This is a genomic window from Chloracidobacterium sp. (assembly GCA_016715795.1).
In the GTDB taxonomy this organism is placed as follows: domain Bacteria; phylum Acidobacteriota; class Blastocatellia; order Pyrinomonadales; family Pyrinomonadaceae; genus OLB17.
The window spans coordinates 110,214-123,269 of the sequence record JADJXP010000002.1 but is presented as its reverse complement, the minus strand read 5'-3'; the positions used below and the strand labels follow the sequence as shown (position 1 = coordinate 123,269).

General features: G+C 56.7%; 12 protein-coding genes and 1 riboswitch. Of the genes, 1 reads left to right on the top strand and 11 read right to left on the bottom strand.

Annotated features, from left to right (window positions below; all coding sequences use genetic code 11):
- Positions 1-2 precede the first annotated feature (2 nt).
- From IPM59_05520 to IPM59_05475, 10 genes are read right to left on the bottom strand one after another with little or no spacing between them, the layout of a single operon-like run.
- Positions 3-1,127: an NAD-dependent epimerase/dehydratase family protein gene (locus IPM59_05520; protein MBK9215046.1), complete on the bottom strand. Its 1,125-nt coding sequence runs from the start codon at positions 1,125-1,127 to the stop codon at positions 3-5.
- 3 nt (positions 1,128-1,130) lie between these two features.
- Positions 1,131-2,210 carry a glycosyltransferase family 4 protein gene (locus IPM59_05515; GenBank protein ID MBK9215045.1) on the bottom strand — a complete coding sequence of 360 codons (1,080 nt, stop codon included), beginning with the start codon at positions 2,208-2,210 and terminating at the stop codon, positions 1,131-1,133.
- Positions 2,211-2,245: 35 nt separating this feature from the next.
- Positions 2,246-3,172, bottom strand: a complete 927-nt coding sequence (locus IPM59_05510; protein MBK9215044.1) for a class I SAM-dependent methyltransferase — start codon at positions 3,170-3,172, stop codon at positions 2,246-2,248.
- Positions 3,165-4,385, bottom strand: coding sequence for a glycosyltransferase (locus tag IPM59_05505; protein MBK9215043.1), 1,221 nt, complete (start codon positions 4,383-4,385; stop codon positions 3,165-3,167). The genes IPM59_05510 and IPM59_05505 overlap by 8 nt, the downstream gene beginning before the upstream one ends.
- On the bottom strand, positions 4,382-5,245 hold the full coding sequence (locus IPM59_05500; protein ID MBK9215042.1) for a glycosyltransferase: 864 nt from the start codon (positions 5,243-5,245) through the stop codon (positions 4,382-4,384). Before IPM59_05500 ends, IPM59_05505 begins: the two co-directional genes overlap by 4 nt.
- The gene (locus IPM59_05495; protein ID MBK9215041.1) at positions 5,245-6,027 is read right to left on the bottom strand and encodes a class I SAM-dependent methyltransferase; all 783 of its coding nucleotides are present in this window, start codon (positions 6,025-6,027) and stop codon (positions 5,245-5,247) included. The genes IPM59_05500 and IPM59_05495 overlap by 1 nt, the downstream gene beginning before the upstream one ends.
- Complete coding sequence (locus IPM59_05490) at positions 6,028-7,134, bottom strand: glycosyltransferase family 4 protein (protein ID MBK9215040.1); 1,107 nt, start codon at positions 7,132-7,134, stop codon at positions 6,028-6,030.
- Between the two features lie 3 nt (positions 7,135-7,137).
- The gene (locus IPM59_05485) at positions 7,138-7,902 is read right to left on the bottom strand and encodes an FkbM family methyltransferase (GenBank protein ID MBK9215039.1); all 765 of its coding nucleotides are present in this window, start codon (positions 7,900-7,902) and stop codon (positions 7,138-7,140) included.
- The gene (locus IPM59_05480; protein ID MBK9215038.1) at positions 7,903-9,369 is read right to left on the bottom strand and encodes an oligosaccharide flippase family protein; all 1,467 of its coding nucleotides are present in this window, start codon (positions 9,367-9,369) and stop codon (positions 7,903-7,905) included.
- Positions 9,370-9,422: 53 nt separating this feature from the next.
- The gene (locus tag IPM59_05475; protein ID MBK9215037.1) at positions 9,423-9,773 is read right to left on the bottom strand and encodes an isoprenylcysteine carboxylmethyltransferase family protein; all 351 of its coding nucleotides are present in this window, start codon (positions 9,771-9,773) and stop codon (positions 9,423-9,425) included.
- Between the two features lie 314 nt (positions 9,774-10,087).
- Here IPM59_05475 and IPM59_05470 point away from each other — a divergent pair, with 314 nt between their 5' ends.
- Positions 10,088-10,804, top strand: a complete 717-nt coding sequence (locus IPM59_05470) for a hypothetical protein (GenBank protein MBK9215036.1) — start codon at positions 10,088-10,090, stop codon at positions 10,802-10,804.
- An 89-nt stretch (positions 10,805-10,893) separates the two neighbouring features.
- Here the strand turns inward: IPM59_05470 and thiC are convergent, their stop codons facing one another.
- Positions 10,894-12,876, bottom strand: a complete 1,983-nt coding sequence (gene thiC, locus IPM59_05465; protein ID MBK9215035.1) for a phosphomethylpyrimidine synthase ThiC — start codon at positions 12,874-12,876, stop codon at positions 10,894-10,896.
- Positions 12,868-12,977, bottom strand: a riboswitch (TPP riboswitch). Its footprint overlaps the gene before it by 9 nt.
- Positions 12,978-13,056: the final 79 nt, after the last annotated feature.

The window sequence follows — 13,056 nt, the reverse complement described above, 5'->3', positions numbered from 1 at the left end:
GCCTATTTGACGAGGCCCTTGTGTGCTAATTCTGCGGTTGCTGTTTCTACACGATCGTCAGCATCTTGAGTCGCGAGCCATCCGAGCAGTTCCGAGAGCCCGGATTCAAGCGTGATCTTGGGTTCATAGCCCAAAAGCTGGCGGATCTTCGCAATGTCTGCTACGCAATGGCGGATGTCGCCTTCGCGGTATTTGCCGACAATGTTTGGCTGGATGTCCTTGCCCAGGCCTTTGGCGAGAACTTCAGCGATCTGTTTGACGGTCGTGGCCCGGCCGGTGCCTACGTTCATTGCCTCGAAATCGCCTCTGTCCGTCTCGAGTGCGAGCATATTTGCCTGGACAATATCGCTAACGTGGACAAAATCGCGGGACTGCTCGCCGTCCTCAAAGATCGCGGGCGACTGGTCGTTGAGCAGCCGCGAAGAGAATATCGCACAAACGCCAGTGTAGGGATTAGACAACGCCTGCCGCGTGCCGTAAACGTTGAAATACCGAAACGCCACCGTCGGGATGCCATAGGCCCGGCCGACCGCAAGACAGTACTGCTCCTGGTCCTGCTTGCTGACTGCGTAAACAGAGGTCGGAAATAGCGGCTTTGTCTCGGGTGTGCCTATCGTCATCAGCAGCGAACTGCATTCGCCGCACTTAAATTCCCAATCGTGTGCCGCGAGCTGATCGGCGGGCCGCAGGAATGGATTGACCTCAACGTTGCACTTCTCGCATCGATACGCTCCCTCGCCGTAGATCGACATTGACGAGGCGACGATGAGCTTTTTGAATTGCCCCCGCCGCTTGATCATCTCCTCGAGCATCACGGCCGTACCAAGGTCGTTGGCCTTTACATACCGGACGATCTCGTACATTGATTGCCCGACGCCGACCTCGGCGGCCTGATGATAGACCACGTCGATGCCATCGAGAGCCTTTGCGACAGCCGCGGCAACGCACACGTCACCCTGAATGAATTCAGCCTGCGTATTGAGATGCGGCGGCACAGACGCGCCATGGACCTGCTCGACCAATGAATCGAGGATGCGGACGCGATGCCCGCGCGTCACGAGCGCGTCAACAAGATGCGAGCCGATAAAACCGGCACCGCCGGTGACCAAAATGTTAGAAACTGTCATGCGTTACGCTTGCGTCTTCACCGCCGCGCGAAAGATCTCGGCTACCTTTGGAGCGACGACGCGTGCCGAATACTCGTCCTCGACCGTTTTTCTGCCGGCGAGGCCTATTTCACGCCGCAATTCGCGTGAATGGAGCAGCTTTTTGAGCACATCGATCCATTCTCGAGGTGCGTCGGCGAGATGGCCGTTCACTCCATCTCTAATGATTGTAGAGTTTACTCCAACCGGCGAGCAAACGGTCGGTATGCCCAGGGCCATGTATTGCAGTGCTTTTAGTCCGCATTTGCCCCGGCTCCAATCCTCATCCGGCAACGGCATCACGCCGATATCGATCTCACGAAGGTCCTCGATCTCGGTTGCGGAACGCCACTGCGTCGCCTCGGTATCGACGTCGGGGATCTTGTAGCTCGGTGTCCCGATAACGCGCAGACGGAATTGCTCCGTCCGGGCCAATTCACGCAGCACATCCCGTATCGTATCCAAATGCTGAACCGTGCTAAAGCTCCCGCTCCAGCCAATGGTCGGCACATCCGCGACTGGTCGCTCAACAACAGTATATTTGTCCGTATCGATCGTCGTCGGAACGATTGACACATTCTCGTTAAACTGGCGCGAGTAATCCGCCAGATACTGGTTTCCCGCCATCACATGTGCCGACAGCCGCACGATCTCGGCGGTCTTTGACGGAAATTTTAGGTAACTGAGATACCCGTTCGACGGGCTTTTGTATGAGACAAAAACGGCATCGTCAAAATCAAAAACGATCGGCACACCTGACCCGGCAATTCGCCGCTCGAACCATGGCGGCCCGAGTATTGCCGCCTCACGAAAAAGGTAAACAAGGTCGTATTTGGAGAGATCGCCTAGTTCCCTGCCGCGTCGCCGCATCGTTCTCGTTACGGCACCGATCTTTGCAAACACACCCCCACCCGTGTGCAAAACAGAGCGTAATTCCTCTGTCTCGAACGGAGCGTAGCTGATCTCAATGCCCTCGTCCGCGAGCAGCGGCTCCCACTGTTCGATCCGAAACCGCTGCCCCGGGCTTGTGTCGTAAAGCGACGGAACTATCGCGAGAACACGCATAACTAAGAATATTGGCTAAAGCTATTAACTACTTTCTATCTTTTGAGCGCCCACGTCTCGATATACGTGCCCATCTCGCCGAGATTACTGACGGCCGTCACGACACGGCCGGCCATGCTCTCAAGCTTTGCACGAATGCCGCCTTCGGCCGGGACCATGCTCGTTCCGGCATAGACCTTCCAGACCTTTGGTTCGAGGCCGTGCTTGGCTAGCAGGCGGCGGAGCGAACGCGGCGAAAACCCGAAGATGTGGAACGGCGAGAAGGTCGGCGACAGGTTCACGCACCAGTCGCGGCCGCACATTTTCTGATAAAGATTGCCGACGCGAAAGAACAGCCCCGTCTCATTTGGCACGTCGAGATACAGCAGGCCGCCGGGCTTGAGCACGCGGGCGACCTTGTCGATGACGGCGTCGGGACCGTAAAGGTGCTCGAGCACGGCGGCGAGGATGACCACGTCAAATTCTGCGTCCGGAATGTTGCTCTGCTCGATAGCCTCACGCCAGATCTTCGCGCCGGTTTGTTTCTCGGCATGATCAGCAAACGTCATCGAAGGCTCGACGCCCTCGACCGTCCAGCCGGCGGCCTTTGCAGCCGCAACGACCTCGCCGCGGCCGGTGCCGACGTCGAGGAGTTTACCCTTTCGGCCGAGCAGTTTTTCCGCCTGGCGAACCAACTCTGTCGCACTGTCGAGCTTGTCCCTCGCGTCGTGGGCCTCAAAATACTCATCGGCATCCATCCCGTAATGCTGGCCAAGGCCATCCGCAGGGATCGGCATCGGATCGGCAAACAACAGGCCGCAATCGCAGCATTGCCATATCTCGCACTCCACGCCGAGGCCGTCGCGGTGTGCCTGCCCGCCGCGCCTTCCGACCCGCCGCGTCGGCCGCTTGCCGCAAATGGGACAATCCTGCCGCACCCAGCGATAGCCGTCGCGAATCTCGTTTGTCCCGTTCTCAGTCACTCGAATTCATCCGCTCGTAAATACGCCTGTAACGCTCACCACCGATGGTTTGCATGTCGAATCGCTTCGCTGCTGTTTTACGGCACCGTTTTCTTACATCGCCCATCGTCCTTACGGCCGTCAACGCCGCCAAGTAGTTTTCCCGGTCGAGCGGATCGACCATGACGCCGACCCGTTCACTCGCGATCAACTCATCAACATCGCCGACGCCCGCGTTGACTATCATCGGCAGCCCTGCCGCAAGATATTCGGCATTCTTTGTCGGCGACGACGCCTGTTTCGAGTAACACCGCTTGATAAATGATACCGCGACATCGGCCGCGCTGAGATACCGCGGCATCTCATCCGGTGAGACGCTCGCGACAAATACGTCACTCTCGCCAAGACCAGTACTGATCAGCCGCTTACGCACCGCTGCCGTGTCTCGCTGGGTCAACACCATTACGAATACTTTCGGATCCGCCTCGCGGGCTGCCGAAAACAACTCATACATCTCATCCGACAAATACCACCCGCCGAACGAACCCGCGTAGGCGATCACATATCGCTCGCCTGCACCGATCTCGCTTCGGACCGCCTCGCGGCTTTCGGCATCGGTACAGAAATTCGCCACATCGACGCAGCACGGGATCACCTCGACAGGCAGCGCTTCGTGTTCCGATCCGGGAAAAAGTATCCCTCGAGCCTTCTCAGTCAGGACAACAAAGCCGTCGGCCTCGCGCATCAGCCAACTCTCGATGCGTTTTACCAGCCGATAAAGCCAGCCATTCTCGGGCCAGATGCCGGCATCGACGTATTCCTCAGGAAAAAAGCCGCGAATATCGAACAACAATTTCGGTCTCTTTCGGCTTACCTTCCGCGCCAACGCAGCCATCAACATCGGAACGTGAACACGTGCGTGCAGCAGATTCGGCGAATTGTGATTGATGAATTTGCTCACAAACAGCACGCCACACACCACGTCCCACGCCGTCGCCAAGACCGACAAACGCTTGTGATACCGCAACCAGTACCAGTCAATTCCATCAGCCGCCAACTCCTTTCTTAACTCCGCAGCCCTGCCACTTCGCAACTCTGCAACTCGATCTGCCGGTTCGAATGTCAGCAACGACATCTCGTGCCCGCCCTTTACGAGTTCGCGCAGATACGGCAGGACCTGCGTCTGCACAAGCGGCTCGTCGATACCGAAATAGCAGATATAGAGTGATCTCATTTAGCTCGTCGTTCGATCGCTGCGATGAGGTCCGTTACGCCCGACGGCCAGTTTGCCAGGCTACGAATGCCCGTGCGAAGAGCGTCGAAGTATCGTCCCGTGTGAAGATATGAGCCCGACAAGGTCCTGAACAGGTTAGCGTAGCAGCGCCGCCGGTCGAGCTTGCTTCCCGCTGAAAAAGCCTTGCCAAATCCGCGCAGCATGTCCCGCTCCATGACGCCGATATTGCCGTGCATATTTGAACTGTGCACACGATAATCCAGCAGCACGGCCGGCTCAAATCCGACCTTATAAAGCAACGCCACACGGTAGAAAAAGTCCCAATCCGCCGACGTTGACATCGCCGTATCAAAGCCGCCAACCTCATCAAATACCGACCGTCGAACCATCAGCCCGCTGCCGCCGCCGAGGATCACGGGCCGGTCGAACAGCAGCAGTTCATCAGCCACCGAACCACTCATTCCGTCCGACCTCGAACCGACGTCATTCCCTTCGCCATCAATCTCGCGGAGCCCGACGTGGACCAACCCAACCTCATCATCCACAAACGCCGCAACCTGTTTCTTGAGCTTGTCGGGCAGCCACCGGTCGTCGGCATCTAGAAACGTAACAAAGTCGCCGCTGGCCGCAGCCACGCCGTTATTCCGTGCCGCCGCGACGCCGCAATTCTCCTGAAAGATCGCCGTTACACGCCCGCCGTAACTCTCAATGACCTCTCGCGACGCGTCGGTCGAGCCGTCATCGACGACGACCACCTCGACATTTTCAAAGGTCTGAGCCAAAACGCTATCGACAGCCTCGCGCAGATACGCTGCGTAGTTATAGTTCGGGATGACGACGGTAACGAGAGGCTGCGGCATTACGTTTTGCGGCAGACAGCGACCAGAGTAACGGCCTCATTCACGGTCTGCTCATCAAAATTGTAATCGATTTCCGTCGGATAGAACGGCTTGCCCCAGATCATTCCGCTCAGGCGCTCGCGGATGGCAAACGGCATCTTGTTGAACACCTTCCACCCTAACAGCCGTATCTGAGTTCTAGCGTCCTTCGGCAGCCGCTGCTGTGCGTCGTAAAACGGAGGAATGCCGGCCGTCGGATCGAGCGTTTGTCCAAGAAAACTCTCGATCTCAAAATGCTCGGCCAGTTCGTCCCGTAATTCGTCCGGCGTATATTCGTGGACGTGAAATGGGTTTGCCGGCACGCCGTCAACCGGTTGCGAATAATTTGCGTTCGGTGTCGATAGCAGCAGACGGCCGCCCGGCACAAGTATGCGATGCAATTCCGCCAGGAACGCCGCCCGCTCATTCAAATGCTCAAGCGTCTCAAACGAGGTGGCAACCTCAAACGCCGTATCAGCAAACGGCAGCCCGATGCCGTTCCCTAGCAGCACGCCCGCATTACCGCCGCATTCCGTCAGCGCCGCACGGGCAGCCTCGCCATCGACATCGACACCCGTCACATGAGCGGCGTTCTCTCTCAGGATCGCGATCCCGTAACCGGTCCCGCACGCGATATCAAGCACCCGTTTGCCCTCGACGAACGGCAACGCATACATATATCGCGCCGCGTGCTCGCCCCAATACGGCGACCTCCGCCCGGCGTCGACGACGTTAGCACCACAAAATCGTTCAGAGATCGCCATCTATCGTTCGCTCATCCACCGCTCGTAGAGTTCCACGTGTCTCTCGACCATCAGGTCGGCTGAGAACCTTTCACGAACCCATAGCCTTCCGGCATCCGCGATCGAACGCTTCCGGGCATCATCGATGAAAAGTCCTACGACCTCTCTCGCAATAGCCTGCGGATCATCCGAATCGATCAAGATGCCGTTCACGCCGCTTTCGATCACCTCGCGGGCTCCGCCTACGTCGGTCGCGATCACGGGCAAGCCGCAGCCCATTGCTTCGACCAACACCTGTGAGAACGCCTCGCTCAACGAAGGCTGTACGAACACGTCAATTGCGTTATAGACGCCCGTGATATCGTCACGCCAGCCGGCAAAAACGACACTGCCCACCGGCAGTTTGGCGACCGCGTCATCAAGCCCCGGCAGTGTGCCACGGCCCGCGAATAACAACCGAGCATTCGAGACGTCCGGCCTGATCTTTGTCAGAGCATCGAGCAGTTGAAAATGCCCCTTGCCGACGGCATAGTTGCCGACATAGCCGACCACAAAGTCGTCGACGGCAAAGCCCAACTCGCTCCGCAACGCCGCGCGTTTCTCAGCATCGGGCCGAAACTTCTCAAAATCGAAGCCGAGATGAATGACCTCGATATCGTCCCGCGTGATGCCGTCAACCCCGCGCATATACGCCCGGGCCGCTTCGGATACGGTAATTACGCGATCCGCACGCCCGGTCATCCACCTGTCGGCCATCACGTGCAGCCGCGATCCCAACATCCGCACGACGCCGGTGTGATGCCGCATCAGGGCGAAGAGCGCCTTGCCCAATCGCGGTTTCGCTAGTGCGGCAACCAATCCCGAATAGAAGAGATGCGTTTGCAGGATGTCGATACGTTCACCTCGGACGAGCGCAGCGAGCTGTTTGCGGGCGGCGAACATTTGTGCCTTTCCCACAGCGTTTAGCGAGTGATATTTCACGCCCGGAAACTCAGTCAGCCACGACGGCGGCGCGCCGGGGCCGAGTTCTGCCAGCACGACCTCGATGCCGCATTTTGTCAGTCCGGCAGTGATATTTCGGAAGTAATCGCCCGCGACCGAGCTGTCGCACAGGTGGCAGACACGCATGTCTTAAGACGGTATCAGATTGACGTCAAAAAGGTCAGCCTGCGACACGAACCACTCGCGGTTCACGCTCTCGCCGTCAAAAATGACCGCGAGTTTGTAGTCCGCGAGCCGTTCCCATATCTCATCGAGCGATTGGCCGTTCTGCGTGATGAACTTTGGATGCAATCCCAACCGAGCAACCGGCCGCTGCTCGCGAAACGTCCGTTCGGCCCCGATCAGCACGTCAAGCTCGGCACCCTCGACGTCGATCTTGATACAGTTGACCGTGAGGCCTCGCTCGGCGGCAAATTCGTCCACCGAGATCGTCGGAACGCGTATCTCGGCCTTGCTCCGTTCGGTCCGGACTAGCGAATTTGCGTTCGAAACATCGTCGCCCGTGTCATAAAACACCGTCTCGCCGCGTTTCGACGACACGGCCTCGCTCCGCACTTCGACCACGTCGCCGCAGCCATTCAGATCAACAACTTGCTGGAGCACGCCCCGAGTAAACGGCGTCGGCTCGAATGAAAACACCTTTCCCGACGCCCCGACCAACCTCGCCGTCACAACCGCAAACAAACCGATATGCCCGCCAATATCCAGCACCACATCACCGGCTTTAAGATGCGTTCGAAAAAATTCGAACGTCTCCGGCTCGTAATCAGCCTCGTAATAGCGGCTCCATTTCGCGGGAAATCTGATCGGCTCCCCGCCGATCCGTCGCTCGATACCGCGACCAAGCGTCACGGCATCGAGGGCACGATAGCTGAGGTCCTTAACGAGGCTCACCTAAGCGGGCCTCCTGAGATTTGCGATCAACGTGGTCATGTTTCCGAGTGAGTCCCTTTTGAGTAAAGCTACCATTGACGCCGCCGCGACGCAGGTAACGAACGCCGTTGCCGCGCTGTTCAGCGTGATCAGAACGATCGATCCTACAGCGGCCGGGGCGATTGCGAGGAATATCCACGACACAGCCGTCTGCGCTTTTCCGCGCATCATTATTGCAAAAACGATGACACTCGCCGCAAAAGCGAGCAACGTCGCTATCGCGCAGCCGACCGTTCCGTATCCCGGGATCAGGAGCATGTTGCCGATAACATTGACCAACGCGGCGGCGATGGCAGCGGTCATCGGAACGTAGGTCATCGACAGGGCATTTGCTCGGACCGCGTAGCCGATGGTTGCGGGCAGTGCAACCGCCGAGGCGGCAAGCAGTATCCATAGCGGAACACCGGCGGCGGAATATTCCGGGCCAAAGATCAACGGTATCGCATAATTTCCCGCGAGGCCGATCACCGCACACGCGACGCCCCAGCCGAGCGTCAGTACTGGCAGGACATTGCGAAAATAGTTCTGGGTGCGCGTGTCTTGATCCTCGGTTTGCAGCGTGATGAACAACGGCAGCAGGACCGTATTTGCGAGCGTTGGAAGCTGCATCGCGATGCCGTTGATCTGCGTGGCGACGGAATAAACACCGAGGTCGGAGGTCGAGAGGAATTTCGAGACGAACGCCGCATCGACGTAACTTCCCGACAGATAACCGACCAGCGTGAACGGCAGCAGCGGCAGCGAGAACAAGACGATCTTCTTCGCGATCCCGATCCCCAGCCTAAAGCGGCGGAAGACGAGATTTCGCAGCATTACCAACCCCACAACGGCCATCAACGCCGGTGCGGCAATATAGCATGCGACGACCGACGAGAATTCGAGTCCGCCCGTCGCGATCAGCCCGACGATGCCGAGGACGATCAGCAGGCGTTCGAGCATCTGAAGAAAGCCCTGTGCTCGCAGCATCTTTGCCGCCTGCAGGCTCATCTGCATGTGAACCCAGACGGCCGTAAATGCAAAGTGCGAAAGCACAAGCGGAAAAGCTGCCCACGTGAGCTTGAGCCAATCTCCAACGGGGCCAAACCAGTATTGCCCAAGCAGGCCGACGACGAAGAGGTTCACCGCGAGCATCACAAGCCGCGTCCAGAATGTCGCCGCGATCGCGCCGGCATCGACAAATTCCTCAACGCCATAACGCACGACGGCGACGCACGTCCAATTAACAAAGATCTGCGCGATCTGCGACGCCGCAATGATCGCCACCAGCGACCCGTAACCGCTGCTGCCGAAATACCGCGTGATCAGCCACACGGCCACAAACGAAAACAACGCACTGAATGCCTGAAAGGCGATCAGCGACACATAGTTTCGCGGCGCATTGCGAATGTCCCAGTCAGAGCTTCGTCGCTCAGAATTGTCGGGTGTCACGGAGAAAGTGTATTGACTCAGTCAGATTCGGTCAACGCGAGACCGCCACCTGTTCAAAGCCATCGGCGCACTTGCCGGCAATAATCTTCATACTCGCCGCCAAATTCACGCCGGCAGCGAGGCTCTTCGTGAAGGACTATGAATAGATTGAACGCGACGAAAACTATCGCAGCATATATCGCCAGCGCAAGACTCCAAAAGAATACGATCTCGCCGATCATGATCAGCATCACGCCCACATACATCGGATTTCGCGAATACCGATAGAATCCGCGAATGACGAGTTTCTTTGTCGGGTCGAGCGGTGAGAGCGTTCCTCGACCATCAGTCGCAAAACGTAGAATGCAGGACCCGGCTATAACGACGCCAAGCATCGCGAGAGCCGTCGCACCTAGATGCCTCACATTCCAAGCTCCCGGCACGATCTCACTATCCGTATATCTGAGTATCAAGTACGGGACCAGCCCAACAACAACACCAGGTTGCAGGATCGTAAAAAATAGATTTCTGAGCAAAAGCGATAACACGTCAGTTCAGCGTTGCGAAAGATTTTTCGGCGTTTCTCGATCCATACGCGTCAACATATAGTAATAACCCAGAAAGGCGAATTATGAATGTAAAATTTTCTGTTCTGATTTCATCTCTTTTCAGCATTCTGCTCCTCAGTGCTTCTGGAAATGCGCAAGAGATCAGAAGGATCACATACGACAACCTAGCTGTGGACATCGTGATCGATAAACCGGCAAACCACTTTGTGGACGTTCTGGTTGCCTATCACGGCACGGTAGCTAGCGATGATCAGATCTTACCCGCGGCCATCAACATCCTCAACCGGGTCAAATCGATCACAAGCCGAACCGATATGATGATCGTCAGCGTCGCCTATCCCCAAGAAGGCCGGCTGTTTGGAGACGGCATCCACGAGGCTGAGGCCGCATTGCTTTGGATCAAAGAAAGAACGCGGAAGGTCCTGAAAAGAAAGATACGAAAGATATTCCTGATCGGCCATTCGCAAGGCGGATACATGGTAACCAGATTGAATACGATGCATGCAACCAACGGGGTGATCGCGAATGGCCCGGGACCGTTGAATCTTGTATTTCGCTGCGGACTGGAGGAAAGCGGCCAGATACCGCAAGGCGCAGTTTGCACTATCTTAAGACAGGCCTATGGAACGACGACGCAGAATCCTGGGGCTTATATGGAACGATCTCTGCTGAACTTTACGAACGGTCATCGATCCGACATTCTTTTCGTTCAGGGAATGCAGGATTCGCCCGTTCAGATGGCGTCGTGGCCAACCTTCAAGCAGCAAATGACAGATTGCACCACCTGTCAGGATCGTCAATTCGTTGAGATCGCCAATGCCGGGCACACAGCACTGTTCGAAAGCCCAGTCGCGATCAGCTCGTACAACGCTTTCATCAATCGCTGATCTGGATTGTAATAAGTACCGCCAAGCACTCTTCCGTATCTACATTACGACTCAACGACGAAGCCGAGATATCCTTTCAATCCTTGCTCTCATTCGGGCAAATTCCCGTGATATATCTCGCTGCCTGTGGCGACGAACTCCTTTGCTTTCTCACTCATACCGACGGCAAGGGCCTTTTCCTCGGTAACGCCTTGTTCAGCGGCGAACTCGCGTACTTCCTGCGTGATCTTCATCGAGCAAAAATGTGGGCCGCACATTGAGCAGAAGTGGGCGAGTTTGGCACCTTCGGCGGGGAGGGTTTCGTCGTGGAATTCTTTGGCTTTTTCGGGGTCAAGACCGAGGTTGAACTGGTCTTCCCAGCGGAATTCGAAGCGGGCTTTGGAGAGGGCGTTGTCGCGGTATTGAGCCGCCGGATGACCTTTGGCGAGGTCGGCCGCGTGGGCGGCGAGTTTGTAGGTGATAACGCCTTCTTTGACATCTTGTTTGTTCGGCAATCCGAGGTGTTCCTTTGGCGTAACATAGCAGAGCATCGCACAGCCGAACCAGCCGATCATCGCCGCTCCGATGCCGCTTGTGATGTGGTCGTAGCCGGGTGCGATGTCGGTGGTCAGCGGCCCGAGCGTGTAGAAAGGTGCTTCGCCGCAGACCTCCAACTGCTTGTCCATATTCTCTTTGATGAGGTGCATCGGGACGTGACCGGGACCTTCGATCATCGTTTGGCAATCCATTTCCCAAGCGATTTTCGTCAGTTCGCCGAGCGTTTCGAGTTCGGCAAATTGGGCTTCATCATTGGCATCGGCAATCGAGCCTGGACGCAAGCCGTCGCCAAGCGAGAACGAAACGTCGTAAGTCCGCATAATCTCGCAAATTTCCCGAAATCGGGTGTAGAGAAAACTTTCTTCGTGATGGGCGAGACACCATTTCGCCATGATCGAGCCGCCGCGTGAGACGATGCCCGTCGTACGGCGCGCCGTCAAAGGAATGTAGGGCAGGCGAACTCCGGCGTGGATCGTGAAATAATCAACGCCTTGTTCGGCTTGTTCGATCAAAGTGTCGCGGTAAATTTCCCACGTCAGATCCTCCGCCTTGCCGTTCACTTTTTCTAGTGCCTGATAGATCGGCACCGTTCCGATCGGCATCGGCGAATTCCGCAAAATCCATTCCCGCGTGGCGTGGATATTTTTGCCCGTTGACAAATCCATCACCGTATCCGCTCCCCACAAAGTCGCCCAACGCATCTTTTCAACTTCTTCCTCGATGCTTGAGGCTATCGCCGAATTTCCGATGTTGGCATTGATTTTCACCAGAAAATTTCGCCCGATAATCATCGGCTCAGATTCGGGATGATTGATGTTCGCCGGAATTATCGCCCGACCTCTAGCCACCTCATCACGCACAAATTCGGGCGTGACAAATTTGGGGATGGACGCGCCGAATGACTGGCCGCCGTGCTGGTGCATCAGCGACGAACGGTCATCGCCATCACCGTTCTGGAGCGTTTCGAACGCGATCTTACGTCCCAGATTCTCGCGGATCGCGACGAATTCCATCTCGGGCGTAACGATGCCATTACGCGCATAGTGCATCTGCGTTACACACGAGCCAGACCTCGCTCGAAGGGGCGAACGTTTCAGGCCCGGGAATTCCTCCAAGCGGCCTTTACCGTTCGTTGAACCCTTATTTACGTGCGGGCTACTGACTCGTGCGGTCTCTTCTGCACCTGCACTCAAATAGCCATTGTCCTGCGGAACGACAGTTCGACCCTTATATTCCTCGACATCGGCACGCGCAAATATCCACTCTCGCCTCAATGCCGGCAGACCGTTTCGCACTGCGTGACCGGCGTCGGCATCCGTCCACGGCCCGCTCGTGTCGTAAACGCGCACCGACTGATTCTCGATGAGCGTGCCGTCCATCTCCTTTGACGGCGACAAGGCTATTTCGCGAAAAGGCACACGCATTTCGTGAGAACCGCCGGCCTCGACATAAACCTTTTGCGATGCAGGCAGTCTCACCTCATCGCTGTTCTTTTCTGCTTTTTGCTGACTGCTGACTGCTGACTGCTGTTTCATGGTTTTTCTCCCTTCGTCGGTATTATCCGCATCAGGTTTCTAGGGTAATGTCCCGCGTATGGAACAACTCTCAGCTATGGCAAGCTCCCCTGAAAACTCCTATCTGCACCTCTGATATTACGCTGAGCCCTGATCGACTGCAAAGAATCGTCGACGGGCTGCATCTTGTAACTGTGGTAT

Excerpts from the sequence above, each read along its gene's own strand:
- IPM59_05520 (MBK9215046.1), bottom strand. The coding sequence starts at position 1,127 with ATGACAGTTTCTAACATTTTGGTCACCGGCGGTGCCGGTTTTATCGGC.
- IPM59_05515 (MBK9215045.1), bottom strand. The coding sequence starts at position 2,210 with ATGCGTGTTCTCGCGATAGTTCCGTCGCTTTACGACACAAGCCCGGGG.
- IPM59_05505 (MBK9215043.1), bottom strand. The coding sequence starts at position 4,385 with ATGAGATCACTCTATATCTGCTATTTCGGTATCGACGAGCCGCTTGTG.
- IPM59_05500 (MBK9215042.1), bottom strand. The coding sequence starts at position 5,245 with ATGCCGCAGCCTCTCGTTACCGTCGTCATCCCGAACTATAACTACGCA.
- IPM59_05495 (MBK9215041.1), bottom strand. The coding sequence starts at position 6,027 with ATGGCGATCTCTGAACGATTTTGTGGTGCTAACGTCGTCGACGCCGGG.
- IPM59_05490 (MBK9215040.1), bottom strand. The coding sequence starts at position 7,134 with ATGCGTGTCTGCCACCTGTGCGACAGCTCGGTCGCGGGCGATTACTTC.
- thiC (MBK9215035.1), bottom strand. The coding sequence starts at position 12,876 with ATGAAACAGCAGTCAGCAGTCAGCAGTCAGCAAAAAGCAGAAAAGAAC.